Source organism: Streptomyces sp. H27-D2 (assembly GCF_035828615.1).
Taxonomy (GTDB): Bacteria; Actinomycetota; Actinomycetes; order Streptomycetales; family Streptomycetaceae; genus Streptomyces.
Map to the genome: position 1 here is coordinate 32,656 of NZ_JAYMZR010000037.1, position 26,085 is coordinate 58,740.

The 26,085-nt window shown below is 71.8% G+C and carries 24 protein-coding genes and 1 pseudogene; 16 read left to right on the top strand and 9 right to left on the bottom strand.

What is annotated here, in order from left to right; all coding sequences use genetic code 11:
- Positions 1–68: 68 nt before the first annotated feature.
- Positions 69–926: a type I methionyl aminopeptidase gene (map, locus tag QMK28_RS16415; protein ID WP_326438523.1), complete on the bottom strand. Its 858-nt coding sequence runs from the start codon at positions 924–926 to the stop codon at positions 69–71.
- Positions 927–1,010: 84 nt separating this feature from the next.
- Here map and QMK28_RS16420 point away from each other — a divergent pair, with 84 nt between their 5' ends.
- Positions 1,011–1,256 (top strand): hypothetical protein, encoded by a 246-nt coding sequence (locus tag QMK28_RS16420; protein WP_326438526.1) that lies wholly within the window; start codon positions 1,011–1,013, stop codon positions 1,254–1,256.
- 217 nt (positions 1,257–1,473) lie between these two features.
- On the opposite strand, the gene QMK28_RS16425 is transcribed toward QMK28_RS16420, so the two are convergent.
- Positions 1,474–1,695 (bottom strand): hypothetical protein, encoded by a 222-nt coding sequence (locus QMK28_RS16425; protein ID WP_326438528.1) that lies wholly within the window; start codon positions 1,693–1,695, stop codon positions 1,474–1,476.
- Here QMK28_RS16425 and QMK28_RS16430 point away from each other — a divergent pair.
- The 3 genes from QMK28_RS16430 to QMK28_RS16440 are packed head-to-tail and all read left to right on the top strand — an operon-like array spanning position 1,685 to position 4,349.
- Entirely contained in the window at positions 1,685–2,083 is a 399-nt protein-coding gene (locus QMK28_RS16430) for a hypothetical protein (RefSeq protein ID WP_326438530.1), read from the top strand. The two genes, QMK28_RS16425 and QMK28_RS16430, sit on opposite strands and share 11 nt — an antisense overlap.
- A gap of 53 nt (positions 2,084–2,136) precedes the next feature.
- Positions 2,137–2,913 carry a response regulator transcription factor gene (locus QMK28_RS16435; RefSeq protein WP_326438532.1) on the top strand — a complete coding sequence of 259 codons (777 nt, stop codon included), beginning with the start codon at positions 2,137–2,139 and terminating at the stop codon, positions 2,911–2,913.
- Positions 2,910–4,349, top strand: coding sequence for a sensor histidine kinase (locus QMK28_RS16440; RefSeq protein ID WP_326438534.1), 1,440 nt, complete (start codon positions 2,910–2,912; stop codon positions 4,347–4,349). Before QMK28_RS16435 ends, QMK28_RS16440 begins: the two co-directional genes overlap by 4 nt.
- Before the next feature lie 92 nt (positions 4,350–4,441).
- Here the strand turns inward: QMK28_RS16440 and QMK28_RS16445 are convergent, their stop codons facing one another.
- Positions 4,442–5,209, bottom strand: coding sequence for a CAP domain-containing protein (locus QMK28_RS16445; protein ID WP_326438536.1), 768 nt, complete (start codon positions 5,207–5,209; stop codon positions 4,442–4,444).
- Between the two features lie 262 nt (positions 5,210–5,471).
- Entirely contained in the window at positions 5,472–6,092 is a 621-nt protein-coding gene (locus QMK28_RS16450) for a hypothetical protein (protein ID WP_326438538.1), read from the bottom strand.
- Between the two features lie 215 nt (positions 6,093–6,307).
- On the opposite strand from QMK28_RS16450, the gene QMK28_RS16455 reads away from it, so the two are divergent.
- The 6 genes from QMK28_RS16455 to QMK28_RS16480 all read left to right on the top strand — a co-directional run bounded on the left by QMK28_RS16455 (position 6,308) and on the right by QMK28_RS16480 (position 12,108).
- The gene (locus QMK28_RS16455) at positions 6,308–7,453 is read left to right on the top strand and encodes a sialidase family protein (protein ID WP_326438540.1); all 1,146 of its coding nucleotides are present in this window, start codon (positions 6,308–6,310) and stop codon (positions 7,451–7,453) included.
- Positions 7,450–8,820, top strand: coding sequence for an ABC transporter substrate-binding protein (locus tag QMK28_RS16460; protein WP_326438542.1), 1,371 nt, complete (start codon positions 7,450–7,452; stop codon positions 8,818–8,820). The genes QMK28_RS16455 and QMK28_RS16460 overlap by 4 nt, the downstream gene beginning before the upstream one ends.
- Before the next feature lie 245 nt (positions 8,821–9,065).
- Positions 9,066–9,962 (top strand): carbohydrate ABC transporter permease, encoded by an 897-nt coding sequence (locus QMK28_RS16465; protein ID WP_326438573.1) that lies wholly within the window; start codon positions 9,066–9,068, stop codon positions 9,960–9,962.
- Positions 9,959–10,903 (top strand): carbohydrate ABC transporter permease, encoded by a 945-nt coding sequence (locus QMK28_RS16470; protein ID WP_326438544.1) that lies wholly within the window; start codon positions 9,959–9,961, stop codon positions 10,901–10,903. Before QMK28_RS16465 ends, QMK28_RS16470 begins: the two co-directional genes overlap by 4 nt.
- Before the next feature lie 82 nt (positions 10,904–10,985).
- A complete protein-coding gene (gene npdG / locus QMK28_RS16475) occupies positions 10,986–11,744 on the top strand; it encodes an NADPH-dependent F420 reductase (protein ID WP_326438546.1) in 759 nt (252 codons plus the stop codon).
- A 160-nt stretch (positions 11,745–11,904) separates the two neighbouring features.
- A complete protein-coding gene (locus QMK28_RS16480; RefSeq protein WP_326438548.1) occupies positions 11,905–12,108 on the top strand; it encodes a hypothetical protein in 204 nt (67 codons plus the stop codon).
- A 35-nt stretch (positions 12,109–12,143) separates the two neighbouring features.
- Here QMK28_RS16480 and QMK28_RS16485 read toward each other — a convergent pair whose 3' ends face one another.
- Positions 12,144–12,941, bottom strand: a complete 798-nt coding sequence (locus tag QMK28_RS16485) for a site-2 protease family protein (protein ID WP_326438550.1) — start codon at positions 12,939–12,941, stop codon at positions 12,144–12,146.
- Between the two features lie 538 nt (positions 12,942–13,479).
- On the opposite strand from QMK28_RS16485, the pseudogene QMK28_RS16490 reads away from it, so the two are divergent.
- Positions 13,480–13,906, top strand: a pseudogene (locus QMK28_RS16490) (AfsR/SARP family transcriptional regulator); the annotation flags it as partial.
- Positions 13,907–14,457: 551 nt separating this feature from the next.
- Positions 14,458–15,468 (top strand): hypothetical protein, encoded by a 1,011-nt coding sequence (locus tag QMK28_RS16495; RefSeq protein ID WP_326438552.1) that lies wholly within the window; start codon positions 14,458–14,460, stop codon positions 15,466–15,468.
- 51 nt (positions 15,469–15,519) lie between these two features.
- On the opposite strand, the gene QMK28_RS16500 is transcribed toward QMK28_RS16495, so the two are convergent.
- From QMK28_RS16500 to panB, 3 genes are all read right to left on the bottom strand, one after another.
- On the bottom strand, positions 15,520–16,347 hold the full coding sequence (locus QMK28_RS16500) for an ABC transporter permease (protein ID WP_326438553.1): 828 nt from the start codon (positions 16,345–16,347) through the stop codon (positions 15,520–15,522).
- Positions 16,344–17,366: an ATP-binding cassette domain-containing protein gene (locus tag QMK28_RS16505; protein ID WP_326438554.1), complete on the bottom strand. Its 1,023-nt coding sequence runs from the start codon at positions 17,364–17,366 to the stop codon at positions 16,344–16,346. The genes QMK28_RS16500 and QMK28_RS16505 overlap by 4 nt, the downstream gene beginning before the upstream one ends.
- A 202-nt stretch (positions 17,367–17,568) precedes the next feature.
- Positions 17,569–18,441 (bottom strand): 3-methyl-2-oxobutanoate hydroxymethyltransferase, encoded by an 873-nt coding sequence (gene panB, locus QMK28_RS16510; RefSeq protein WP_326438556.1) that lies wholly within the window; start codon positions 18,439–18,441, stop codon positions 17,569–17,571.
- Between the two features lie 364 nt (positions 18,442–18,805).
- Between panB and QMK28_RS16515 the strand changes: the two genes are divergently transcribed.
- The 4 genes from QMK28_RS16515 to QMK28_RS16530 all read left to right on the top strand — a co-directional run bounded on the left by QMK28_RS16515 (position 18,806) and on the right by QMK28_RS16530 (position 23,800).
- A complete protein-coding gene (locus tag QMK28_RS16515) occupies positions 18,806–20,425 on the top strand; it encodes an MFS transporter (protein ID WP_326438558.1) in 1,620 nt (539 codons plus the stop codon).
- Positions 20,422–21,027 carry a TetR/AcrR family transcriptional regulator gene (locus QMK28_RS16520; protein WP_326438559.1) on the top strand — a complete coding sequence of 202 codons (606 nt, stop codon included), beginning with the start codon at positions 20,422–20,424 and terminating at the stop codon, positions 21,025–21,027. The genes QMK28_RS16515 and QMK28_RS16520 overlap by 4 nt, the downstream gene beginning before the upstream one ends.
- Before the next feature lie 350 nt (positions 21,028–21,377).
- Complete coding sequence (locus QMK28_RS16525) at positions 21,378–22,295, top strand: endonuclease/exonuclease/phosphatase family protein (protein WP_443050743.1); 918 nt, start codon at positions 21,378–21,380, stop codon at positions 22,293–22,295.
- Between the two features lie 278 nt (positions 22,296–22,573).
- Positions 22,574–23,800, top strand: coding sequence for an MFS transporter (locus QMK28_RS16530; protein WP_326438563.1), 1,227 nt, complete (start codon positions 22,574–22,576; stop codon positions 23,798–23,800).
- 476 nt (positions 23,801–24,276) lie between these two features.
- Here QMK28_RS16530 and QMK28_RS16535 read toward each other — a convergent pair whose 3' ends face one another.
- A complete protein-coding gene (locus QMK28_RS16535; protein ID WP_326438565.1) occupies positions 24,277–26,031 on the bottom strand; it encodes an NAD+ synthase in 1,755 nt (584 codons plus the stop codon).
- Positions 26,032–26,085: the final 54 nt, after the last annotated feature.

Sequence of the window (26,085 nt, forward strand, 5' to 3'; positions counted from 1 at the left end):
TACTTAGGCTTACCTAAGTCAACTCTTTCCCGACGCCGCGTCGGTAAAACCTGAAGGGGTCGTAAACCCTAGGGGAGGGTGAGAATCTCCGCACCCGTGTCCGTGACCACGAGAGTGTGCTCGAACTGGGCCGTCCGCTTGCCGTCCTTGGTGACCACGGTCCAGCCGTCGTCCCACTGGCCGTAGTCGTAGCCGCCCAGGGTCAGCATCGGCTCGATGGTGAAGGTCATGCCCTTCTTGATCACGGTGGTCGCGTGCGGGCTGTCGTAGTGCGGGACGATCAGGCCGGAGTGGAAGGCCGTGTTGATCCCGTGCCCGGTGAAGTCACGCACGACGCCGTAGCCAAAGCGCTTGGCGTACGACTCGATGACCCGGCCGATGACGTTGATCTGGCGGCCCGGCTTGACCGCCTTGATGGCGCGGTTCAGCGACTCACGGGTCCGCTCGACCAGCAGCCGGGACTCGTCCGCCGCCTCGCCGCACAGGTAGGTGGCGTTGGTGTCGCCGTGCACGCCGCCGATGAAGGCGGTGACGTCGAGGTTCACGATGTCGCCGTCGCGCAGGACGGTGGAGTCCGGAATGCCGTGGCAGATGACCTCGTTGACCGAGGTGCACAGGGACTTGGGGTAGCGGCGGTAACCGAGCGTGGAGGGATAGGCGCCGTGATCGCACATGTAGTCGTGGGCGACCCGGTCCAGTTCGTCCGTGGTCACCCCCGGTGCGATGCGCAGGGCCGCCTCCTCCATCGCCTGCGCGGCGATCCGGCCGGCGAACCGCATCCGCTCGATGGTTTCGGCGTCCTGCACCGCCGGTCCCTCGTACGGGGTCGGTGCGTCCTTGCCCACATACTCGGGGCGCGGGATCGAAGCGGGTACATGACGGGTGGGGGACAGCGTCCCCGGTGCGAGAAGCGACTGGCCAGACATGCCAGCGAGTGTATCCGTGGCGCTTCGGGCAGCATGGCGTCAGAGGACGCACGGACGAGACGCACGGACGAGAAGGAGCACATGATGGCGCTGTTCAAGCGCAGGACGGTCGGCAAGCCCGGCGAGTGGTACTACTGCCTGGAGCATCACCGGGTCGAGGAGGGTCCGCAGTGTCGCGCCGCCGACCGCTTCGGCCCCTACGCCAGCCAGGCGGACGCCGAGCAGGCGATGCGGACGGCGGCGGAGCGCAATCTCGAATGGGAGACCGACCCGCGCTGGCACGACCCGCAGAAGGGGACCAGGGGCACCGGAAACAAGACGGAGGAGTGACCTCGGAGGCCTCTGCCGCGGGTCGCCACGAGACGGAAGTCACCACGAGCGGGAGCCGACCGCCGGGCAGGGGCCGACCGCCGGGCAGGGGCCAATCACCGGGCAGAGGCTGACCGCCGGGCAGAGGCTGACCACCGGGCAGAAACTGACCACCGGGCAGAGGCCGATCACCGGGCAGAAACTGACCACCGGAGACCGACCGCCCGGCAAGGGACCGCTACCAGGACGTCTCGCGGACCGTGGCCCCGTCCTGCGGCGTGGTGGTGGCGGTGATCTCCGACTTCCGCCGGTCGCCCGAGAAGGTCACCTCCAGCGTGTCCGGGTCGCTCTGCGCCGTCCGTACCGTGAAACCGCGCTCCGGCACCGCCGAGACCAGGCAGACGCCGTTGCTCCCGAAGCGTACGGAGGCGTGGCCGCCGGCCGACTGGATGGTCTGCACCCCGGAGCCGCCCGCCCCGCAGTCGGTGAAATCGCCGGCCGTCCCGGCGTTCTCCGCTGACCCGCCGGCCCCCGCTGACCCGCCCGCGCCCTGGTCGCCGCCCGCGTCGGACGTGCTCTTCGAGGGCTTCGGCGTACGGGTGGACGGGCTCGGAGTGGGGGAGGGACGCGGCGAAGGCGGTGCGGAGGTGGGGGTTCCGGTTTTCGCCGGGCGGCTCGGCTTCGGCGACCGCGTCGACTTCGCGATCCCGGACGCACGCGTCGCGAACACGGTCGGAGCCGAACGGGCCACCGGCGGGGTCGGCTTGGTCGAACCCACCACGAAATGGACGGTCAGGACGACCGCCGTGACGCTGACCGCGGTGCAGGACAGCCATATGAGCAGGTAGCGCAGGTACCGGGACACGACACCATACTGACCGACCGACTACCGTGCTGGCCCATGGCCTCCGTGCTCCTCGTCGAGGACGACCCCCTGATACGCGCCGCGCTGATCGATGTGCTCTCCGCACACGGCCATGTGGTGCGCAGCGCCGCGCTCGGCTTCGAGGCGCTGCGCGAAGTCACCCAGCAACCGCCGGACGTCGTGGTGCTGGACCTGGGGCTGCCCGATCTGGACGGCACCGACGTGCTGCGGATGCTGCGCGGCATCTCCCGGGTGCCGGTCGTCGTCGCCACCGCGCGCGACGACGACGCCGAAGTCATCAAACTGCTCAACGCGGGCGCGGACGACTACATCGTCAAGCCCTTCTCCGGCGGCCAGCTCGCCGCCCGGCTCGGCGCGGTGCTGCGCCGCAGCGCCCCCGCCGACCCGTACCCGGGAGGCGGCCCGTATCAGCCCGGCGGCCCCTACCCGTCCCGCGGCGAGCACGCGGGCGCTCCCGGTGCGGGGCCCGGCGAGGCCCCGCCGCAGCCGACGACGCTCCAGGTCGGCGAGTTGGTCGTGGACCCGAGGGCGCGCAGCGCCCGGCTGGCCGGGCGGGAGCTGCGGCTGACCCGGCGGGAGTTCGACCTGCTCGCCTATCTGGCCGCCCACGCCGACCAGGTCGTCTCGCGGCGACGGCTGCTGGCCGACGTCTGGCGGCAGCCGTACGTGGAGGACCAGACCATCGACGTCCATCTGTCCGCGCTGCGCCGCAAACTCGGCGAGCGGCCCGCGCAGCCGCGCTATCTGCACACCGTGCGCGGCATCGGCATCAAGCTGGTGGCGCCGCGATGAGACGCGCGCTCGCGGGCGTCGCGCTCGCGGTGACCTCGATGGTCGCGCTGTCCTTCCTGATCCCGCTCGCGCTGCTCGTCCAGTCCGAGGCGCGGGGCCGCACCACCACCGAGGCCGAGCAGCGGGCCGCCGCGCTGGCCCCCGTACTGGCGCTGACCACCAAGCCCGCCGACGTCCAGCAGGCCGTCGCCGGACTCGGCCCGGGGGACCGGCTGGGGGTGCACCTCCCGGACGGCGACGTCATCGGCGCGGAACACGCCCCGGCCGGCGCGCTGGCCCGCGCGGAGCGCGAGCGGGAGACGCTCGCGCTCGACACCGACAGCGGCTGGGTCTACCTCCAGCCGGTGATCCTGGCGCAGAACCGGGTCGCGGTGGTCGAGGCGTTCGTGCCGCGCGCGGACCTCACCCGCGGAGTGGGCCTGTCCTGGGGCGTGATGTCGCTGCTGGCGCTGGGCCTGGTCGCCGGGTCCGTGCTGGTCGCGGACCGGCTGGGGGCGCGGGTCGTGCGCTCCTCCAAGACCCTCTCGCGCGCCTCGAACGCGCTGGGCGCGGGCGATCTGGAGATCCGGGTCGAGCCCGCCGGGCCACCGGAGCTGAAGGAGGCCGGTGCGGCGTTCAACTCGATGGCCGACCGGGTGGTCCAACTGCTCGCGATGGAACGGGAACTGGTCGCCGACCTCTCGCACCGGCTGCGCACCCCGCTGACCGCGCTGCACCTGGAGGCGGAACGGATGGGCTCCGCGCCGGGCGCGGACCGCATCACGGCGGCGATCACCCACCTGGAGACCGAGCTGGACTCGATCATCTCGGCCGCGCGGATGCCGCTGGCGGTGGGCGCGCTGGGCGGCGCACCGGGGGCGGCCGGCTCCCCGGCAACGCGCCGGGACGCTCCGAACAGCTCCGGCCCGCAGGGCGCGGCCGAGCAGAGCGAGCTGTCCGAAGTGTCCGAACTGGTACGGCTGCGGGTGGACTTCTGGTCCGTACTGGCTGCTCAGCAGGGCCGCGACTGCCGCCTCGTGGCGACCGCCGAGCCGACCCCGGTGCTGCTGGCGCACGACGATCTCGCCGCGGTCGTCGACGCCCTCATCGGCAACGTCTTCCAGCACACCGGCCAGGGGACGGCCTTCGCCGTACGGGTCGAACGGACCGCCCAGTCCGTGGTGTTGACGGTGGACGACGCGGGCCCTGGCATCGACGACCCGCAGCGCGCGCTCGCGCGCGGCGTCAGCGTGGGCGGATCGACCGGCCTCGGCCTGGACATCGCCGACCGGGCCGCCCGCGCGACCAGGGGGCGGGTGCGGATCACCCGGGGGCCGCTGGGCGGGGCCAGGGTGGAGGTCACCTTGGGCCTGGCCGCCGAGCCGAAGCGGGGCCTGGCCCGCGCGGCACGCCGGGGACGGCGGCGCGACAGGGCGGCGGCGGGCGGGGAGCGGTGAGCGGGGCCCCGGCGCGGGGGAATCCACGAGGAAGCGGGGGTGGCGGGCCGGGAGGTGCCTGGGCTCGGACAGGGCTTGGGCTCGGACAGGGCCTACCTCTCCGTCGCGAAGTCCTGCGTCCACCACGGGCCGCCGTCACCGCGGTGCACGCCCACGCCCAGATCGCGGTAGTCGCAGTTCAGGATGTTCGCCCGGTGCCCCGGGCTCTTCATCCAGCTGTCCATGACCGACTCGGCGCTCGTCTGGCCGCGCGCGATGTTCTCGCCGACCGCCGACCAGGTGAAACCGACCCGCTTCACCCGCTCGGGCAGCTCCACCCCGTCCGGGCCGGTGTGCGAGAGCTCGCCGGTGGCCGCCATGGAGTCGGTGTAGCTCTGCGCGGCCCTGTTGAGACGGGCGTCAGCGCTGAGCGGGCGGCAACCCGCCGTGGCCCGCTCTTTGTTGACCAGCTGGAGTATTCGCGCCACCTCGCCGGTCGCGACGGGGGCGGCGGCCGGGGCCGCCTTGGTCGTACGGCGCGGCGGGGCGACCGGCTTCGTACGCTTCGGGGGCGTGCTCGGGGCCGCGTTCCGGGTCGCGGAAGCGGACTTCTTCGCGGCGGTCGGCTTCGTGGAGGATCGTGAGGGCGAGGCGGAGGCGGAGGGCGATGATGTGCGCGTCGCCTCCTCGGCCATGGGGGACGCCGAGGAAGCGACGCGGTTCGCGGCGGTCCGTGTCGTCCGCGCGGCCGGCGACGAATCGTCCGGCATGGCGATGGCGACACCCGCACCCGCCACCACGGTGAGCGCTCCTGCCGCCAGTACGAGCTTGCGTACCGGCAAGGAGCGGCGTCTGCCGTGGCGGGAACTGTTGGAGCTCATGGTGAAGGAACCTCCGGGCGCGACGGTCCGACGACCGGGGCGCGCCGGCCGTACGGGGGTGGGGGCGGCGGCCCGAAGTGGACCGGCTGCTTCGACTCTATGTGCGAGGCGGCGGCCGATCGTCCGTAGCGAGAGATCTTCAAGAACCCATAAGACTTCCCTCATAAAGGCTTCGGCATAAAGGCGTTCGAGCGGGGGCGATCCCCGGCTCAGTCCCCACGCCGGTCCCCGACCCGATACCTGCCCCGGCCCCCGCCTTCGGTCACCAGCGGACGGGCGGCGGTGCGGTCAACTGCTCGGCGATCCAGGACAGTCGGTCCTTGAAACGCCGCCGGCCGCCGACCGCCGGCAGGCTGTTCTCGCCCGCGGCGGCGCTGACCAGATGCTGCACGACGTCGAGGTCGAGATCGGGCCCAGGCGGCACCGCGAGCGCGTCGTGCGCGAGGGAGTGGAGGTCGGGGCAGCTTCCGGCGGGTGAGCCGTCCATCGCGAGCACCGTCGCCCCGCCGCGCCGCGCGTCGTGCACCCGCTCCAACAGGCCCTCGCCGAGCCGTTCGGGGGTGACCACGAGCAGCGTGTCCCCGCGCTTCGCCGCCGCCAGCCGCCCCAGCCCGACGCCCAGATGCGCCGGCACGCCGGAGCCGGTCGCGACGCGGTGCCGCACGAGCGTGGGCGACAGCTCGGGCAGCCCCGACCAGGCCGCCTCGTCGTCGAGATGCGCGGCCAGATGCCACGGCTCGTACGTCCGGCTGCCGACCAGCAGCAGCCCGCCGCCGTGCGGCGCGAGTGAAGCGCGCAGCGACCCGGCGAAACGGCGGGTGGCCTGCAACCACTCGGTCCCGGCGAGCACTTCGCGCAGCAGCGCGACCCGTACGGCGTCCATGGGGGCATCCTGCCGCACGCCCGGGGCGCGGCCCAGGGGCCGGCCGGTCCGTCACCCGTACGGGAGCGGGGACGGGATGGACCGCGCCGCCCGGTGGACGCGCCCGTGTCCGCTGTTCGGGTTCCATGCCTTGACGCTCCCCTGGCCCCTCCCTATGGTCGCCACAGGACAAGGGACGTCCTACGTCCGGTTCGTCGAGGCTTGGGGGTCGGGCCGTGGCTCACGGGAATGTCGCGTACGAGAAGGTGCCGTACGCGAGCGGGGCGTACGAGAACTCCGTGCCGTTCCGGGCGGGAGCCGACCGGTACGCGAGCTTCCGTATCCCGGCGGTGGTCCTGAGCCGGGACGGGGCGACGCTGCTGGCGTTCGCCGAGGGCCGCCTCGGGTCGGCGTCCGACACCGGGAACATCGACATCGTGCTCAAGCGGTCCACCGACGGCGGGCTCAGCTGGGGCCCGCTGAGCGTGGTCGCGCAGAACGGCCCGGACACGGTGGGCAACCCCGCCCCGGTGGTGCTGGAGAGCGGCCGGGTTGTGCTGCCGCAGGTGCGCAATGCCGCCGTCGCGACCGAGCAGCGCATCCTGCGCGGGGAGGTGTCGGCGGCCGACGGGCGGCGGGTGTGGGTGCAGCACAGCGATGACGACGGCGAGAGCTGGAGCGAGCCCCGCGAGATCACCGCGACGACCAAGATGGCCGGCTGGCGCTGGTACGCCACCACCCCCGGCCACGCGATGCGGCTGCGGCACGGCCCGTGCGCCGGGCGGATCGTGGTGCCCGCCAACCACACCATCGCGCCGACCGGCGCGGACAACGGCACCGAGGCCAAGTACAACAGCGGGCACTCCATCTACAGCGACGACGACGGCGAGAGCTGGCGCATCGGCTATCTGGACGAGAACCCCAACGGCTACGTCAACGTCAACGAGACGACCGGCGCCGAACTGCCCGACGGGCGGATCTACTTCAACACCCGCAACGACGCCACCTCGCCCGGGCGCCGGGCCGACGCCTACTCCGCCGACGGCGGGCTGACCCTGGTGAAACCGTTCCGCCCGCAGGCCGGGCTCGTCGGGCCCGTCGTCGAGGGCAGCGTGCTGCACCTCGGCGAGCCGGACGAGCCCGACGTGCTGCTCTTCGCCGGACCCGCCGACCCGGAGTTCCGGGCGCTGATGACCGTACGGGCCAGCCGCGACCGGGGGCTGACCTGGCGGGTCGCACACACCGCGAGCGGGCTTCCGGCCGCCTACTCCGATCTCGTACGGATCGACGCGGACACCGTCGGACTGCTCTACGAGACGGGCGACTTCAGCGCGTACTCGACCATCGCCTTCCGGCGGATTCCCGTGCAGGAGCTGCTATGACGCCGTCCCCAGCCCTACCCGCCCCGCTCCGTCGCTCCGTGCTCGGCGCGGGCGCCGCCGTCGCCGCCGGAATCGCGCTCGCCGGCTGCGGTGACTCCGGCGACGACAAGAGCGGCGGCAGGAGCGGCAAGCCCGAAGGGCGCAAACGCAAGAAGGGCCAGAAGATCACCCTGACCTTCTGGTCCTGGGTGCCGGGCATCGACAAGCCGGTGGACCTGTGGAACAGCCGGCACCCCGAGGTCCAGATCAAGCTGGAGAAGGTCTCGGCGGTCAACGGCGCGCAGTACGCGAAGATGCACGCGGCCATCAAGGCGGGCGACCCGCCGGACCTCGGCCAGATCGAGTACGCGATCGTGCCGAGCTTCCTGCTCGACGGCGGGCTCCTCGACCTCGCGAAGCACGGCGCGAGCCGGCAGAAGGGCAAGTTCGTCGGCTGGCAGTGGGGACAGTCCGTCTTCGGCGACGCGGTCTACGCGATCCCGCAGGACTCCGGGCCGATGGGGCTCTTCCTCCGCCAGGACCTGCTCGACCGCTGGAACATCGAGACCCCGGCGACCTGGGACGACTACGAGGCCGCGGCCAAGGCGGTCCGTAAGAAGGGCGCCTACCTGGAGACCTTCTCGGCGACCAACGGCAACCGCTTCGCCGGCCTCGCCTGGCAGGCCGGAGCCCGCTGGTTCGGCACCCAGGGCGACACCTGGACCGTCAGCATCGACGACGACGCCACCCGCCGGGTCGCCGACTTCTGGGGATCGCTGGTCGGCCGGAAGCTGATCAGGACCATCCCGGACCGGCAGAACGCCTGGTACAAGGACATCCAGACCGGCGACATGGTCTCCTGGCTCGGCGCGAGCTGGGGCGACGCGCTGCTGGTCGGCAACGCGCCCAAGACCGAGGGCGAATGGCGGGTCGCCCCGATGCCGCAGTGGAAGAAGGGCGAGAACGCCCACGCCAACTGGGGCGGCTCCACCACCGCCGTCTTCGCCGCGACCGACTACCCCGAGGACGCCCTCGACTTCGCCGTCTGGCTCAACTCCGACCCCGCGTCGGTCAAGCTGCTGATCAAGGGCGGCTACGGCTTCCCCAGCGCCAAGTCCGGCTACAGCACCGCCGACCTGGAGAGCCGCAAGGACTTCTTCGGCGGCCAGCACTACAGCGAGATCTTCGCCGCCGCGGGCAAGGCCGTGGACACCAGCTGGAAGTGGGGCCCGGCTGTCGACACGCTCTACCAGCGGCTCGGGGACTCCTTCACCGAGGCGATCTCCGACGGCGGCTCGGCGAGCTCCTTCCGGTCCGTACTCAAGCAAGTGCAGCGGCAGACCCTCGCCGACCTCAAGGACAAGGGGCTCAAGGCGGAAGCGGGGTGACGGAGCAGGAGGACGACAGGACGGGGCACGGCGCCCGGCGGCGCGCGGAGCGGCTCGGCACCGGGGAGGCGTACGCCCCCGACGGCCCGTCCCTGTACGACGGTCCCCCTCCGTACGACGGTCCGCCGCCGGCCGGAGTCGCCGCTCCGTCCGGAGCGGCGCCTGGCGCCGGAGCGCCGGGTCCGTCCGGAGCGGCGGCCCGGTCCGGAACGCCCCCGCGCCCGGACCGGCGGCGGCGCTCCGGGATAGAGGCCCGCAACGCCCGCGCGGCGGCCGGCTTCCTGCTGCCCTTCCTCGCCCTCTTCGTACTCTGCTTCCTCGCGCCCATCGGCTACGCCCTCTACGAGAGCCTGCTGCGGATCGAACGGACCGGCCCGCTCGGCCTCGGCGGCGAGACCCGCGAGGTCTTCACCGGCCTGGGCAACTACACGCACGCCCTCCAGGACGACCGCTTCACCACGGGCTTCGGCCGCGTCCTGCTCTTCGGCGCGGTGCAGATCCCGCTGATGATCGCCCTGGCCACCGGCCTCGCGCTGCTGCTGGAGGCGGCCTCCGCCCGCTGGGTCGGCTTCTTCCGTACCGCCTTCTTCCTGCCCTACGGCGTGCCCGGCGTCATCGCGTCCATCCTCTGGGGCTTCCTGTACGTACCGGGCATCAGCCCGCTCGTCGAGATGGCCGGAGGGATCGGCTGGGACGTCGACTTCCTCTCCCGCGGCACCGTCCTGTGGGCCATCGCCAACATCGTCACCTGGCAGTTCACCGGCTACAACATGCTGGTCCTGATCGCCCAGCTCAAGGCCGTGCCGCAGGAGCTGTACGAAGCCGCCCGGATCGACGGCGCGAGCGCCTGGCAGATCGCCCGGCACGTCAAACTGCCGCTGATCCGCCCCGCGCTCGTCCTCACCACCGTCTTCAGCATCATCGGAACGCTCCAGCTGTTCGCCGAACCGATGGTGCTGCGCCCGCTCTCGACCTCCATCGACTCCGGCTACACGCCCAACCTGCACGCCTACAACGAGGCGTTCACCAGCAACAACCAGCACGTCGCGGCGGCCGAGGCGGTGCTGCTCGCGCTCGTCGCCTGCGTGCTGTCGTTCACCTTCCTGCGGCTCGTGGGACAGCGCGGAAAGGACCGCCGATGAGCTCCAGGCCGCCGGACCTGCTCGGGGCCCCGCCGCCGCCCCTGCCCGAGCGGAGCCGGGTGCTCCGCCGCCGCGCGCCCGAGCCGCCCCGGGCGCTCCACCGCGCCCCGCTGCGGCACCGCGTCATCACGCTCTCGCTGCTGACCGTCGCCGCCGTCTACTTCCTGCTGCCGGTCTACTGGCTCACCATCTCCGCGACGAAGAGCACCAGCGACCTCTTCGGCACCTTCGGCTTCTGGTTCTCCGACCCGCACCCCATCGAGTACCTGCACCGGGTGCTGACCTACGACGACGGCGTCTACGTCCGCTGGTTCGGCAACAGCCTGCTGTACGCGGGCGCCGGGGCGCTCGTCGCGACCCTGTTCGCCGCCGCCGCCGGCTACGCCCTCGCCAAGTTCCCGTTCCCCGGCCGCGAAGGCGTCTTCAACGTCGTCCTGGCCGGAGTGCTCATCCCCGGCACGGCGCTGGCCCTCCCGCTCTATCTGCTCTTCAGCGACCTGGGCCTGTCCAACACCTACTGGGCGGTGCTGATCCCCAGCATGGTCAGCCCCTTCGGCGTCTACCTCTGCCGGATCTACGCCGCAGCCGCAGTACCGGACTCGCTCCTTGAGGCGGCCAGGATCGACGGGGCCGGCGAGGCGCGGATCTTCGGCGTGCTCGGGCTGCGGCTGATGACGCCCGCGCTCGTCACCGTCTTCCTGTTCCAGTTCGTGCACATCTGGAACAACTTCTTCCTGCCGCTGGTCATGCTCTCCGACTCCGACCTCTACCCCATCCAGCTCGGCCTGACCGCCTGGCAGGGCTACGCGGACCGGCAGCCGGAGCTGTACCAGTACACGGTCGGTGGCGCGTTCCTCTCCGTACTGCCGCTGATGGTCCTGATGGGCGTACTCCAGCGCTACTGGCGTACGGGCCTGGCGGAGGGCGGCGTGAAGGCGTGAGCGGGGGCGCGGGCCGTTGGCGGCCCGGGCTGCGTTACCACCCGGTAGGGCGGCGGAGCGCCGCTGCTGGCAGGATCGCCGTATGACTTCTCCCGACGATGCGAACAAGGCCCAGACACCGGCTGCTACGGAAGCCCGGGCTTCCACCGCGGCCCCCGCGAAGGCTCCCGCCAAGGACCCCTGGGAGCTGCCCGACGTGTCCGGCCTGGTGGTCGGCGTGCTCGGCGGCACCGGCGACCAGGGCCGCGGCCTCGCCTACCGGCTGGCCAAGTCCGGCCAGAAGGTGATCATCGGCTCGCGCAGCGCCGAGCGCGCCCAGGCCGCCGCCGGCGAGCTGGGCCTCGGCGTCGAGGGCGCGGACAACGCCGAGTGCTCGCGGCGCAGTGACATCGTGATCGTCGCCGTGCCGTGGGAGGGCCACGCCAAGACCCTCGCCTCGCTCCGCGACGACCTCGCGGGCAAGCTCGTCATCGACTGCGTCAATCCGCTCGGCTTCGACAAGAAGGGCGCGTACGCCCTGAAGCCGGACGAGGGCAGCGCCGCCGAGCAGGCCGCCGCGCTGCTCCCCGAGGCGCGGGTCACCGCCGCCTTCCACCACCTGTCCGCCGTGCTGCTCCAGGACCCGGAGATCGACGAGATCGACACGGACGTCATGGTCCTCGGCGAGGTGCGCGCCGACACCGACCTGGTGCAGGCGCTGGCCGGCCGCGTCCCCGGCATGCGCGGCGTCTTCGCGGGCCGGCTGCGCAACGCCCACCAGGTCGAGTCGATGGTCGCCAACCTGATCTCGATGAACCGCCGCTACAAGGCCCACGCGGGGCTGCGCATCACCGACGTCTGAGCGGTACGGGCGCGCGGGGCGCGGTGGTGACGGGCGCGGGGTGCGGGGACAGGGGTGCGGGGACCGGGGATGCGGGGGCGTGGGGGACAATGGCCGGACCGTATGTCCCCCATGACGTCCCCGTGATGTCCCCCGTGTCCCCGGACAGGAGCCGACCCCCATGCCCCGCCTCGCGGTCTTTGCCCTCGTCGTCTGCACGCTGGCCGTCGCCGCGGCCGTCGTGTCCTTCGTGAACGGCAGCTGGCTCGGCGTCGTCTGGATTCTGATCGCCGGCCTCGCGTCCAACATGACCTGGTACTACGCCCGCAGGGCGAAGGCGGGCCGGGCGGCGGCGGAGACCCGGCGGCAGACCGCCGCCGGCTGACCGGTCGCGACCGAGGGCGCCGGCCGAGCCGGGGTTCAGCCGCCGATCGAGGGCACCTGCGGCTCGCCCTGCCAGAACCGGAAGTACTCCTGGCCCCAGTACGTGTCCCACTCCGTCACGCCCAGGCCGCGCAGGATCGCGTCGACCGCGTCGAAGAACACAAGGTTGATCTCCGGGACCCACAGCAGCCCGAAGACCGCGATCAGGCCGAACGGCGCGAACGGCTCGACCTGCCGCCGCACGCTGTGCGAGAGCCAGGGCTCGACGACCCCGTAGCCGTCCAGACCCGGCACCGGCAGTGAGTTCAAGATCGCCGCGGTCACCTGGAGCAGCGCCAGGAACGCGAGCGCAAACCGGAACGCGTCCGGGACGCCGTCCATCATCCCGAGCCAGAACGGCGCGGTCAGCAGCACCGCGAACAGCACGTTGGTCAGCGGCCCCGCCGCCGAGATCACGCTGTGCCGCCAGCGGTCCTTGATCCGGCCCCGCTCGATGAAGACCGCGCCACCGGGCAGCCCGATGCCACCCATGATCACGAAGAGCACCGGCAGTACGATACTGAGCAGCGCATGGGTGTATTTGAGTGGATTAAGGGTGAGATATCCCTTGTCCCCGATCGAGATGTCCCCGCCGTGCAGCGCCGTGCGGGCGTGCGCGTACTCGTGCAGGCACAGCGACACCACCCAGCCGGACACCACGAACAGGAACACGGCGAAGCCGACGCTCGCCGAGAACCCCGACCACACGGCATAGGCCGAGACCAGCATGATGGCGACCAGGGCCAGAAAAACGGGGCTGATCCGCCGGTCGCTGCGGGTCGCTGTCGCGGACATAGGGGTCGCTCCTGGGGGTGCGGGGCCAGCCGGGGCCGGGGTCCGGACGGCTTGGGTGATCCGGGGTTGGGGCGTCGGCTGTTCTACGGGGGGCGGCGGTGGCTGGGACGTGGATCGGCGGCGATCGGCCGTTGACGGGCCGCCGGTCGGCAGCTCGGCGAGTCGCCCGAGGCAGCACAGCATGTCTGGCCCACCTCGCGCGGGACAAACACCCGCGTCCCGACAACGCGGCGGGGGAGCGTGGGGGTTCCCGGCGGCGGGCGGGGCTCGCCCGCCGCCGGCAGCCCTGCGGCGGCTTGACCTGACCGATGCCGGCCGGCTCGGCTGCTGGGGCTCGTCCCGGCCGAGGGGCCTGCTCCGGCTGATGCGGGGGTCCCGGCCATGGCAGGGACGGCTGTCGCCACGGCGAGACGATCCGCGTCGATCAGGTGGTCCATCCCGGCCGATGCGGCTCGTGCCGAGCGATCGGTCCGCTCGGGCCGGCGCCGGTCGCCCGGCCACGGCGGGACGACCGTCGCTACGGCGAGGCGGACCGCCCATCCCTCGGCCGATCGGCCCGCCGCCGCCCGTCTCCCTCGGCGGGACCCGGCTGCGCGCACTGCTGACCGCACTCGCCCTGCACCCCGGCCGGGCGCGCGGCGTGGACGCGCTCATCGATGAAGTCTGGGACGCCGAGCCGCCCGCGGACGCGTCCGGCGCGCTCCAGGCCCTCATCGGCAGGCTCGGGCGAGCGCTTGGCCACGCGGCCGTCGGCTCCGCGAACGGCGGCGGCTGCCGGCTGAACGCCGACCGCGACGACGTGGACCTGTACCGCTTCGAGCGCCTCGCGGACGAGGGCGCCCGCGCGCTGGCCGACGGCGACCCGGCCAACGCAGCCGCGCTCCTCGACGAGGCCCTCTGCGCTGTGGCGCGGCCCGGCGCTGGCCGACCTCCCGGACCGTACGGGCGCGGCGGCCCGAGCCGAGCGCAGCGGGTCAGCATGTCGTCGGTGAACGCTTTCCGGCGGTACTTGGCGAGGAAGGCCGAGCGGGCGCGGAGGAGGTGGACGACGTGACGGCCTGTGCGTACGACTGGATCCGTTTCCCAGCGATGTGACTTAAAGCAACGGTACGATCACTGGCATGGAGCTGGGGCGGAGGTTGGTGAAGCGGTAGCGCGGGCATCGCGCGCTGCTCGTGCTGTCTCCGGTCCAGGAGGCCAGGTTGGAGGATCAGGCGCACGCCGCGCGGGCGTTGTGGAATCTGCTGCACGACTGGTGGACGATGGCTCCGGCGTGCCGTCGCCCGTCCCTGTCTGACGCCGACGCGGCCATCCGCCAGGCCCGCAAGGAGATTCCCTGGCTCGCCGATCTTCCGGCGCAGGCCGCGCAGCAGGTGTTGAAGGCGTATCACCGTGCGTGGGTGAACTGCTGGGAGGGCCGGGCGGACGCGCCGGGCTTCAAAGGGAGGTTCCGGGCGGTGCCGTCGGTGGATGTGCCGCAGGGGCGCGACTTGAAGGTCCAACGGGTGCACCGCCGGTGGGGCGAGGTCAACCTTCCCAAGCTGGGCCGGTCCGGTTCCGCTGGACCAAGGACCTGCCCGGCGTCACCAAAGGTTCCCCTCAGGGCAGGATCACCGGCGCACGGCTGGTCAAGGACGCGCTGGGTTGGCACATCGTGTTCCGTACCGAAGCCCTCGTCCCCGAACCAGCCCAGCACAGCGGGCCGCAGGTCGGCATGGACGTAGGTGTGAGCGTGCCCCTGGCGCTGTCCGACGGCAGCATGCTCGAACACGACGACTGGCTGAACGAGAAGGAACGGGCCAAGCTCCTGCGCTGGCAGCTTCAACGGGAGGCGATCCGCTACGTCGCGGAGCTCGGCGCGCTGGGCGAAGGGGTGCTGCTGAACTGCCGGCTGGCGGGCGTGCTCATGGAGATGGGGGAAGGCGAGCACGGCGAGCGGATACTGCGGGACATCCTCGCCGAGGAGCGCCGGGTGAACGCGGAGGCCCTGTCGTACGTCCGCATCCAGCTGGGTCTGCGGTGCGGCTCCACCGGGCGTACGGAGGAGGCGCGGTTCCATCTGGAGCTGTTGACGGAGGAGTTCGCGCATCGCGCACTCGCCTTGTTCCAGGGGCTGGTGGAGGGTCTGCTCGGCTGGCTGGACATCCTCGACGGGCTGCCCGCCGAGGCACTGCCCAGGGCGCTCGCGAAGTCGCTGGAGCCGATGGCGCGGCTGGTCGCGCCGCAGATGGCGCCCGCCCAACTGCTCAGCGGGGCGCGGGCGTGGGCACTGCTGGCCGGGGAGGACGGCCAGGACGACCGGGAGGACGACGGGAAGGACCGCGCAGCGCGGTTCCGCCTCGCGGCGCGGCTCATCGGCGCGTACGACGCGCTGCGCCCGCCCTCCTCCGGCAAGCCGGCGATGGAGCGGGAGAGCAGGGAGTGGACCGAGGCGGCGGCGCGGGCCGCGCTGGGCGACGCGGGCTACCAGAGCGCGTACGCCGAGGGCGGCGGCCTCTCGCTGGAGGAGGCCACCGCTCTCGTATGACGTGACGCGAGTGCCGTGAGCCGGTCGGCGCGGACCGGGCGGGCACTCGGGTCAGGCCTTCTTCCGGAACTTGGCCACCGCGAGCGGGGCCGTGACCAGCGTGATCACGACGGACCAGGCGAGGGTGATCCATACGGAGTGGGCGACAGGGCCGCCGTTGATCAGGCCGCGCGAGGCGTCCGCGAGGGTCGACAGCGGGTTGAAGTCCGTGAAGGTCTCCAGCCAGCCGGGCATCGTCTTCGTCGGCGCGAAGATCGAGGAGCCGAACTGCAGCGGCATCAGGACGAGCATGGCCACCCCCTGCACGGCCTGCGCGGTCTTCATGGCCAGCCCGAGCAGGACGAAGATCCACATCAGCGAGGCGCCGAAGACCGTCGCCAGCGCCACGGCGGCGAGCAGATGCAGCGCGGACGTCGAGATGGTCAGACCCAGGATGAAGCCCATGATCAGCAGGACGCAGCTGGCGATCAGCATCCGGCCGATCTCGACCACGATCTTGGCGATCAGCACCGAGGACCGGGCTATCGGCATGGTGCGGAAGCGGTCCATCACGCCGGTCTTGAAGTCCGTGTTGACGCCCGTGCCGACGGCCATCGCGATGTTCATGCCCATCATCGCCATCAGACCGGGGATCAGGTAGTTGACGTACGCCTGCTGGTTGCCCTCGCCGGAGATCGCGCCGCCGAAGACGTAGACGAACAACAGCGTGAAGACGATCGGCATCAGCAGGACGTCGAACATCGACTCCGGGTCCTGCTTGATCTGCAGCATGTTCCGGCGGGCGAGCGCGCCGATGTGCCGCAGGTTGGCGCGTGCGCCGATCCGGCCCTCGTCGGTCACCTTCGTCGTCGTCGGTGCGGTAAGTGTTGCCGCGCTCATGCCGCGACCCCCTCAAGCTCGTTCTCGTCCTCGGACTGCTCGACGACGGATGCCTTCTGGCCGGTGATGGCCAGGAACACCTCGTCGAGGCTGGGCAGGTGCGTACTGATCCCGGCGATCTGGAAGCCGCGCTCACCGAGCAGGCCGACCACGGCGGTCAGCTGCTCGTCGCTGAGGATCGGCACGTACACCAGGCCCTCGGCCTGGTCGGCGGTCGCGCCCGCGACTCCGTCCAGACCGGCCTGGGCCAGCGCGCCGACCATCCGGGGCAGCTCGCTCGGGTCCGCCGGGCGGATCTGCAGGGTCCGGCCGCCGACCTTGGCCTTGAGCTCGTCGACCCGGCCGTTGGCTATCACCTTGCCGCGGTCGATGACCGTCAGCTCGTTCGCGAGCTGCTCGGCCTCTTCCATGTACTGCGTGGTGAGCAGCACGGTCGCGCCCTCGGCGACCATCCGCTTGACCTCCGCCCACACCTCGTTGCGGGTGCGCGGGTCGAGCCCGGTGGTCGGCTCGTCGAGGTACAGCACCGCCGGGCTGCCGATCATCGACGCCGCGAGGTCCAGCCGGCGGCGCATGCCGCCGGAGTACTGCATCGCGGGCCGCTTGGCCGCCTCGGTCAGGGTGAAGCGCTCCAGCATGGCGTCCGCGCGCTTCCTCGCGTCCTTGCGGGACAGGTCGAGGAGCCGGCCGATCATGTAGAGGTTCTCCCAGCCGGACAGCTTCTCGTCCACCGAGGCGTACTGGCCGGTGAGGCCGATCACCCGGCGCAGCTGCCGGGGCTGCTTGAGCACGTCGTATCCGGCCACCCGGGCGCTTCCCGCGTCCGGCTGCACGAGCGTGGACAGCACCCTGACCAAGGTTGTCTTGCCGGCGCCGTTGGGGCCCAGCACGCCGAGGACGGTGCCCTCGCGTACATCCAGGTCCACGCCGTCCAGAGCCTTGGTCTCGCCGTAGTGCTTGACCAGCCCCCGGACCTCGACGGCGCGGTTGCCGTTGTTGAGGTTCTCGTATCGCGTCATGTGCCCAAGATGCCAGGCACCACCGACAATCCGCCGACAATCCGCCGACAATCCGCCGACAGGCCGCCGACAGGCGCGGGCGGCGGGCCTGTCGGAGGAGCGGGCGGGGGCGCGAACGGGGGCGCGGCTTCGGCCGCTCCCCCGCCCGTTCACCGATCCCGCCGCCATGCTCGATGGAAGCCGCGCTCGATGGAAGCCGCGCTCAGTGGAAGCTGTGCTCCTCAGCCGGGTACGCCCCGCCCACGACATCCTCCGCGAACGCCTTCGCCGCGTCGCCGAGGGTCTGCCGCAGCTGCGCGTACTGCTTGACGAAGCGCGGCATCCGGCCGCCCGTCATCCCCGCCATGTCCGTCCACACCAGCACCTGCGCGTCGCACTCCTGGCCCGCGCCGATGCCCACCGTGGGGATCTCCAGCGAGCGGGTGACCTCGGCGGCCAGCTCGGCCGGCACGAGTTCCAGCACGACCGCGAACGCGCCCGCGTCCTGCGCCGCCTTCGCGTCCCGCAGCATCCGGTGCGCGGCCTCGTCGCCGCGGCCCTGCACCCGGTAGCCGCCGAGGGCGTGCACGGACTGCGGGGTGAGGCCGAGGTGCGACATCACCGGGATGCCGGACTCGACCAGCAGCTCCGTCTGGCGCAGCGAGCGCTCGCCGCCCTCCAGCTTCACCGCGCCGACCCCCGCCTCCTTGACCAGCCGGGTGGCGTTGCGCAGCGCCTGGACCGCGCCTTCCTGGTACGAGCCGAACGGCAGGTCGCCGACGATCAGCGCCCGCTTGGTGCCGCGTACGACGGCGGCGGACAGGATGGTCATCTCGTCCATGGTCACCGGCACGGTGGACTCGTAGCCGAGGTGACAGTTGCCCATCGAGTCGCCGACCAGCATGACGGGGATGCCGGCCTCGTCGAAGACCGAGGCGGTCATCGCGTCGTACGCGGTGAGCATGGGCCACTTCTCGCCGCGCTGCTTGGCGTCGGCGATGTCGCGGACGGTGACGCGCCGGGTGCCCTTGCCGCCGTACAGCGCGGTGCTGCTGTCGGCTTGGGGCTGCTTCGGGGCAGGCGAAACGTTCGTCATGACAACCGCTCCTTCGTCATCTCGAGGCGCCCTCACGGCGTCCCCGGATCACCTCCATGGTGGCACCTGCCGCCGCGCGGGGGGAAGGGGACTCCGCCGTGAATGGTGCGACAGCGGCGGACGGGGACGGGCATGGCGCTCGCGGCGCGGGACTTGCGGCGTACGGGCGTGGCGGCTCCCGCGTCAGGGCGCGCGCCATCCCGCGCCCAACGTCCCGCGTCAGGGCGCGCGCCATCCCGCGCCCAACGTCCCGCGTCAGGGCGCGCGCCATCCCGCGCCCAACATCCCGCGCCAGGGCGCGCGCCGCATAATATTTCAGCGATACGAGACGGTCTCGTATCGGAATAGGTCTAGCCTGGACCGCATGGCGATTCCCTCCGGCTCCTCCGGCTCCGCAGCCGCCCCCCGCATACCCGAGGCGGTCCACCGCCGCCGCTGGGCGATCCTGGCCGTCCTCATGTTCAGCCTGCTGATCGTGGTGCTCGACAACTCGATCCTGAACGTGGCGATGAAGACGATCGCCACCCCCGCGCCCACCGGCCTGGGCGCCACCCAGAGCCAGCTGGAATGGGCCGTCAACTCCTACACGCTGGTCTTCGCGGGCATCCTCTTCACCGCCGGACTGCTCGGCGACCGGCTCGGCCGCAAGAAGGTGCTGCTCTTCGGCATGGCGGTGTTCGGCATCGGCTCGGTGCTCGCCGCGATGTCGGACTCGCCCGGCCAGCTCATCGCGTTCCGGGCGCTGATGGGCTTCGGCGGCGCCTTCGTGATGCCCGCCACCCTCGCGATCCTGATGAACGTCTTCGACCGCGACGAACAGCCCAAGGCGATCGGCATCTGGGTCGGCGGCGTCGGCCTCGCCATCGCGATCGGCCCGATCACCGGCGGCGTGCTGCTCAGCCACTTCTGGTGGGGCTCGGTCTTCCTCGTCAATGTCCCCATCGTGCTGCTGGGCCTGCTGGCCATGGTGCTGCTCGTGCCCGACTCCAAGGACCCCAAGCCGGGCCGGCTCGACCCGGTCGGCGTGCTGCTGTCCGTCGTCGGCCTGGTGCTGCTCGTCTACGGGATCATCAAGGGCGGCCAACTCGCCGACTTCACCGACCCCGAGGTCCTCGCCACGGCGTGCGGCGGGCTGCTCGTACTCGTCCTCTTCGTGCTGCACGAGAAGCGCAGCGACCACCCGGCCATCGACGTCTCGTACTTCCGCAAGCCGGCCTTCTCAGCCGCCGTCGCCGCCGTCGCGCTGGTCTTCTTCGCGCTGATGGGCGTGACCTTCTTCACCGTCTTCTACACCCAGAGCGTGCGCGGCTTCACACCGCTCCAGACCGGCCTGCTGATCCTGCCGCTCGCCGTCGCCCAGATGGTCTTCGCGCCGCGCGCCCGGCTCGTCGTCGACCGGTTCGGCGCCCGGGTGGTCTGCACGGCGGGCATGCTGCTCATCGCCGTGACCATGCTGGGATTCCTGCTCCTCGACCGGGACACCCCGATCTGGGTGCTCGAAGTGCTGTTCTTCCTCCAGGGCGCGGGGATGGCGCACATCATGCCGCCCGTCACCGTCTCGATCATGCAGTCCCTGCCGCGCGAGAAGGCCGGCTCCGGCTCGGCCATCAACAACACCTTCCGGCAGGTCGGCGGCGCGCTCGGGGTCGCGGTCCTCGGCTCGGTGCTGTCCGCGAGCTACCGCGCCGGCATCGACGGCACGCTCGACAAGGTCCCCGGCCTGTCCGCCACCGCCCAGCACGCGGCCGGCGAATCCATCGAGGGGACGCTCGGCCTCGCCGAGAAGATGGGCCCGGCGGGCAAGGCGCTCGTCCGCCCGGCCCAGGACGCCTTTGTGCACGCCATGCATATGACGGTCATCGGCTCCGCCGCCGTCGCGCTGATCGGCGCGGTCATCGTCGTGCTGTTCCTGCCGGGCAAGGCCGCCGCCGAGCGGCAGGAGGACGACGCCCGGCAGGCGGAGGCCGCGGGGGCTGAGCGATGACCGACGCCGCGCCGGCCGCCGAACGGCGCGGGCGGCCCCGCAGCCTCACCGCCGACACCGCGATCGTCGAGGCGGTGCTGCGGATGCTGGAGGAGGGCGTGAACATCGCCGAGCTCTCGATGGAACGGATCGCCCGCGAGGCGGGCGTCGGCAAGGCCACCGTCTACCGCCGCTGGCCAGGCAAGGCCGAGCTGATGCTCGACGTGATGCGCTCGCTCGACGACGGCACCCCGCTGATGCTGGGCGAGTCCGTCCGCGACGACCTCGTCGTCATGCTCGAATTCCTGCGCCGGCGCGGCCTCGCCAAACGCAACTCGGCGCTGCTGCGCACCGTCATCGCCCAGGTCCAGGCGCACCCGAAGCTGTGGCAGGAGTACCACGACACGGTCGTGCGGGCCCGGCGGGAGGCGGTGTTCGCCGTGCTGCGCCGGGGCGTGACGACTGGCGAGATCCGGGCCGATCGTGATCTGGAACTCCTCGCGGACCTCTTCGTCGGGCCGATGCTCTCCCGCGCGCTGATGCACGAGTGGCGCGAACTGCCCGAGCAGCTCGCCGCGCAGATCGTCGACACGGTCCTCGAAGGCGTCCGCCCGAGCGGCTGACGGCCTGCGGCGGCCGGGCGGTGGCCCGGCGGAGCCTCGGTAGCGGCCGTTTCCAGCGGCCCGCTCAGTGTGCCCGTTGTGTCACAGCAAGCCGCTGAGCCCTGCTGCCAGGAACCTCCGGTGGCCGACGTCTCGTCCTCCCTACCGACACCCCCGGCGCAGTCGGCGGGGGTGGTGTTTTTCAGTACGGTGCCGACCGTCGCTTATGGTCATGGGCGGGGGTGCGGCGTGTGAGGCAGTGAGGACGACGGATGGCGCAGGCATACATCACAGAGCCGGACCAGGGCAGCGGCCCTGGTCCCAAAGGCTCACGAGCCAGGCGCTTTCTCGACTGGTGGCGACCCGTAGGTATGTGGCGACGGGGCCTGATCCTCGCGGCGCTCGCGGTGCTGGTCACGGCGGTGATGGTCTTCCACGCCGAGATCCCCAACACCGTCGGCAACCTCGGCAGCCTCGTGGAGACCTTCCTGCCCTGGGCCGGACTGGCCGTCCCCGTACTGCTCGTCCTCGCGGTGTTCCGCCGATCGACGACCGCGCTGATCGCACTGCTGCTCCCCGCCGTCGTCTGGGTCAACCTCTTCGGCGGGCTGCTCAGCGATAAATCGGAGACCGGCGGCAACTTCAAGGTCGCCACCCACAACGTGAACGCGGAGAACCCGGACCCGGCGGGCACGGCGCACGCCCTGGCCGCCTCCGGGGCGGACGTGGTGGCGCTGGAGGAACTGACCAGCACCGCCCTGCCCGCGTACTCCAAGGCGCTGTCCGGCGCGTACCGGTACCACGCGGTGGCCGGCACGGTCGGCGTGTGGAGCAAGTTCCCGCTCAGCGAGACCCGGCCCGTCGACATCAAGATGGGCTGGACACGGGCGCTGCGCAGCACGGTGGTGACCCCGCACGGTGACGTCGCCGTCTATGTCGCGCACCTGCCCTCGGTACGGGTCAAGTTCAACGCGGGCTTCACGGCCGAGCAGCGCGACGACAGCGCGGACGCGCTCGGCGAGGCCATCGCGGCCGAGAAGCTCGGCAAGGTCGTGCTGCTCGGCGACCTCAACGGGACCATGAACGACCGCGCGCTGGCCCCGGTCACCTCGCAGATGCGCTCCACCCAGGGCGCGGCGGGCGACGGGTTCGGCTTCAGCTGGCCCGCCGCGCTGCCGATGGCCCGGATCGACCAGATCATGGTGCGGGGGATGGAGCCGGTGTCGTCCTCGGTGCTCCCGGAAACGGGCAGCGACCACCTGCCGTTGGCGGCGTCGGTCACACTCTGAGCGCTGCGGTCGGTGCGGCGGCGGGGGCGATGGGGCGGGCGGTGCGGGGGAGCGACGACCGGGCTGCCGTCCCAGCCGTCGCCTAATCCGCTGGTGGGAGTGGTGCAGAGGCGCTTGGTGTGTACGTGAGCACAGCCGCCGGCGGCTGTCCCCGCCGCTGAGCGTGTGCTCGCCGGGCGTCGAGTCGTAACGTCGCGTTGACGGGGCGGAACTTTTCAGCTGAGAGACTTTGTTCCGTAAACGAACTTATGGAACCTCCTGTCTTCGAAAGGTCTCACATGCCCCTGGCCTTGCTCGCGCTCGCGATCAGCGCCTTCGGGATCGGCACCACCGAATTCGTGATGATGGGCCTGCTGCCCAACGTCGCGGACGACCTGGGCACCTCGGTGCCCACAGCCGGCTACCTCGTGTCCGCCTATGCCATCGGCGTCGTCATCGGCGCCCCGCTCCTCACCGCCCTCGGCTCCCGCATCCCGCGCAAGCGGATGCTCGTGCTGCTGATGGGCCTGTTCACGGTCGGCAACCTCGCCTCGGCGCTCGCCCCCAGCTTCGGGACGCTGCTCGCCGGCCGGCTGCTCGCGGGGCTGCCGCACGGCGCGTTCTTCGGCGTCGGCGCGGTGGTCGCGGCGCGGCTGGTACGGGAAGGCCGGCAGGCGCGGGCGGTCGCGACGATGTTCCTGGGCCTGACGGTCGCGAACATCGTGGGCGTCCCCACCGCCACCCTGCTCGGACAGCAGCTCGGCTGGCGCGCCACCTTCCTGGTGGTCGCGGCGATCGGCCTGGTCGCGATGGCGGCGCTGGCCCGGCTGGTGCCGCACGTCCCGCTCGACGCCAAGGGCGGCCTGCGACGGGAGTTCTCGGCCATGCGGGACCGCCAGGTGGTGCTGGCCCTGGTCACCGCGGTCTTCGGCTTCGCCGGCGTTTTCGCGGTCTACAGCTACCTCGCCTCGATGATGACCAAGGTGACCGGCCTCGCGGAGACCTCGGTGCCGGTGGTGCTCGCACTCTTCGGCGTGGGCATGACCCTCGGCGCGCTGGCCGCCGGCCCCCTGACCGACCGCGCGCTGCGGCCGACCCTGTACGGGGCGCTCGGGGCGATGGCGGCGACGCTGGTCGCCTTCCAGTTCACGGTCCATGTGCAGTGGGCCGCGATGATCACGGTCGTGGTGCTGGGAGCCGTCGGCTTCATGATCACCACCCCGCTGCAAATGCTGGTCATGAACAAGGCCCGACACGCCCCGACCCTCGCCTCCGCCTCGAACCACTCCGCGTTCAACCTGGCCAACGCCGGCGGCGCGTGGCTCGGCGGAGTCGCGATCGCGGCGGGCTGGGGATGGACGTCCCCGATGCTGGTCGGCGCGGTCCTCGCACTGATCGGCCTCGCCGTCGCCATACTCGCCGGCCTCCTGGACCGCGGCCCGTCCGCCCCGGAAAGCGCCTCCCGAGTCGTCGCCCGCAGCGAGCTGGGCGAGTGGGTGGAACAACAGCCGGAGCGGGTGGGCTGAGACCGGGGGTTCGTGCGGGGCTGGGGCGGGGCTGCTGATGCGGCTCCGCTTCGGTGGTTCGGTCACCCGGGCCGGCGGCGGCTGGTCGGGGCACCCGGTTTCCACGCGTCGCGCATGAGGAACGAGACCATCGCTCCACCGTGGCAACTGGGGTCAACGGCACAGGCATCGGCGAGCTGATCCACGAGGAGCAGCCCGCGTCCGCCCAGGTCGTCATCATCCGGCTGCCGGAGCTGGACGTCTTCCGGGAGTCCGGCGTGGCGGGCTCGCCGAGCCGGCCGATCCCGTTGCCCCGCCGCCCGCTGCCCCCGCTGACGGCCGGGAGATCCGCGAGGGCACGACGACCGCGTAACGCCCCCCCACGGGCGCGCCCGGCGGATCGTAGAAACTGCCGGGGCCGGGCCACCCCACATGGTTGCGGTCGGCCCGCCCCCGGCGATCGCGCGCTCAGTACGCCCCGCGGCAGCCGCGCCCGCTCAACTCGTCTCGCGCCAGCGGTTCGTGATCGGCAGCCGGCGGTCCTTGCCGAAGCCCTTCGCGGAGATCTTGGTGCCCGGCGGATACTGCCGGCGCTTGTACTCGGCCGTGTCCACCATCCGCAGGATGCGCGTGACCATGTCCGGGTCGAAGCCCGCGCCGATGATCGTGTCCCGCCCCTGGTCGCGGTCGACGTACATCTCCAGGATCCGGTCGAGTACCTCGTAGTCGGGCAGCGAGTCGGTGTCGACCTGGCCGGGCCGCAGCTCCGCGCTCGGCGGCTTGCTGATCGTGTTCTCCGGGATGGGCGGGGTCTGGCCGCGCTCCAGGGCCGCCTGGTTGCGCCACTTGGCCAGCCGGAAGATCGACGTCTTGTAGACGTCCTTGATCGGGCCGTACGCGCCGACCGAGTCGCCGTAGAGCGTCGAGTAGCCGCAGGCCAGCTCGGACTTGTTGCCCGGGGCCAGCACGATCTGGCCCTCCTGGTTGGAGAGGGACATCAGCATCGTGCCGCGCAGCCGCGACTGGAGGTTCTCCTCGGCCAGCCCGGTGAGCTTCAGCGACTCCATGTACGCGTCGAACATCGGACCGATGGGGATCGTCCGGAAGTTCAGGCCGGTGCGGCGCGCCAGTTCGGCCGCGTCCTCGACGGAGTGCTCCGAGGAGTAGCGGGACGGCATCGCGACGCAGTACACGTACTGCGCGCCCAGCGCGTCGCAGGCGATGGCCGCGACGAGCGCCGAGTCGATGCCGCCGGAGAGCCCGATCAGCACGCTGTTGAACCCGTTCTTGGCCGCGTACGCGCGCAGGCCCACAACGAGAGCGGTGTAGACCTCCTCGTCGTCGCCCAGCCGCTCCGCGTGCCCGCCGGGGATCTCCGGCTCGTACGCGGGGAGCGGGTCGGCGGAGACGATGACGTGCTCGATCCGCAGACCGTCGTCCACGACGCCGGACGGCGGCTCCGGCGCGGCGGCCGGCAGATCGAGGTCGATCATGACGCAGCCCTCGGCGAACTGCGGGGCGCGCGCGATGACCTCGCCCTCGCGGTCGACGACGATCGAGTCGCCGTCGAAGACCAGCTCGTCCTGCCCGCCGATCATCGCGAGATACGCGGTGGTGCAGCCCGCCTCGCGGGCGCGCTTGCGAACCAGGTCGAGGCGCGTGTCGTCCTTCTCGCGCTCGTACGGTGAGGCGTTGATGGAGAGCAGCAGCCCGGCCCCGGCGCTGCGGGCGGCGGGCACCCGGCCGCCGTCCTGCCAGAGGTCCTCGCAGATCGCGAGCGCTACGTCCACGCCGCGCACCCGCACCACGGGCATCGAGTCGCCGGGCACGAAGTAGCGGAACTCGTCGAAGACGCCGTAGTTGGGGAGGTGGTGCTTGGCGAAGGTGAGGACGACGCCGCCCCGGTGCAGCACGGCGGCGGCGTTCTGCGGTGCGCCGGCGGGCTGGCCGTAGCGCGGCTGGGCCTCCTCGCAGCGGTCGAGGTAACCGACGACGACGGGCAGTTCACCGAATCCCTCGGCGTCGAGACGGGCCGCGAGCGCGAACAGCGCGGCGCGGGAAGCCTCGACGAAGGAACCGCGCAGCGCGAGGTCCTCGACGGGATACCCGGTGAGCGCCATCTCGGGGAACGCCACCAAGTGCGCTCCCTGTTCGGCGGAATGCCGGGTCCAGGCGACGATCGTCTCGGCGTTCCCGGCGAGATCGCCGACGCAGGAGTCGATCTGATTCAGGGCGAGACGAAGTTGAGGCACGCGTCCGAGTGTAATCGTCTGTCTGACGCGATGTCCCGTCGGATGGGTGTGGGG

Excerpts from the sequence above, each read along its gene's own strand:
- map (WP_326438523.1), bottom strand. The coding sequence starts at position 926 with ATGTCTGGCCAGTCGCTTCTCGCACCGGGGACGCTGTCCCCCACCCGT.
- QMK28_RS16420 (WP_326438526.1), top strand. The coding sequence starts at position 1,011 with ATGGCGCTGTTCAAGCGCAGGACGGTCGGCAAGCCCGGCGAGTGGTAC.
- QMK28_RS16430 (WP_326438530.1), top strand. The coding sequence starts at position 1,685 with ATGGTCTGCACCCCGGAGCCGCCCGCCCCGCAGTCGGTGAAATCGCCG.
- QMK28_RS16435 (WP_326438532.1), top strand. The coding sequence starts at position 2,137 with ATGGCCTCCGTGCTCCTCGTCGAGGACGACCCCCTGATACGCGCCGCG.
- QMK28_RS16440 (WP_326438534.1), top strand. The coding sequence starts at position 2,910 with ATGAGACGCGCGCTCGCGGGCGTCGCGCTCGCGGTGACCTCGATGGTC.
- QMK28_RS16445 (WP_326438536.1), bottom strand. The coding sequence starts at position 5,209 with ATGAGCTCCAACAGTTCCCGCCACGGCAGACGCCGCTCCTTGCCGGTA.
- QMK28_RS16450 (WP_326438538.1), bottom strand. The coding sequence starts at position 6,092 with ATGGACGCCGTACGGGTCGCGCTGCTGCGCGAAGTGCTCGCCGGGACC.
- QMK28_RS16460 (WP_326438542.1), top strand. The coding sequence starts at position 7,450 with ATGACGCCGTCCCCAGCCCTACCCGCCCCGCTCCGTCGCTCCGTGCTC.
- QMK28_RS16470 (WP_326438544.1), top strand. The coding sequence starts at position 9,959 with ATGAGCTCCAGGCCGCCGGACCTGCTCGGGGCCCCGCCGCCGCCCCTG.
- npdG (WP_326438546.1), top strand. The coding sequence starts at position 10,986 with ATGACTTCTCCCGACGATGCGAACAAGGCCCAGACACCGGCTGCTACG.
- QMK28_RS16480 (WP_326438548.1), top strand. The coding sequence starts at position 11,905 with ATGCCCCGCCTCGCGGTCTTTGCCCTCGTCGTCTGCACGCTGGCCGTC.
- QMK28_RS16485 (WP_326438550.1), bottom strand. The coding sequence starts at position 12,941 with ATGTCCGCGACAGCGACCCGCAGCGACCGGCGGATCAGCCCCGTTTTT.
- QMK28_RS16500 (WP_326438553.1), bottom strand. The coding sequence starts at position 16,347 with ATGAGCGCGGCAACACTTACCGCACCGACGACGACGAAGGTGACCGAC.
- QMK28_RS16505 (WP_326438554.1), bottom strand. The coding sequence starts at position 17,366 with ATGACGCGATACGAGAACCTCAACAACGGCAACCGCGCCGTCGAGGTC.
- panB (WP_326438556.1), bottom strand. The coding sequence starts at position 18,441 with ATGACGAACGTTTCGCCTGCCCCGAAGCAGCCCCAAGCCGACAGCAGC.
- QMK28_RS16515 (WP_326438558.1), top strand. The coding sequence starts at position 18,806 with ATGGCGATTCCCTCCGGCTCCTCCGGCTCCGCAGCCGCCCCCCGCATA.
- QMK28_RS16520 (WP_326438559.1), top strand. The coding sequence starts at position 20,422 with ATGACCGACGCCGCGCCGGCCGCCGAACGGCGCGGGCGGCCCCGCAGC.
- QMK28_RS16525 (WP_443050743.1), top strand. The coding sequence starts at position 21,378 with ATGTGGCGACGGGGCCTGATCCTCGCGGCGCTCGCGGTGCTGGTCACG.
- QMK28_RS16530 (WP_326438563.1), top strand. The coding sequence starts at position 22,574 with ATGCCCCTGGCCTTGCTCGCGCTCGCGATCAGCGCCTTCGGGATCGGC.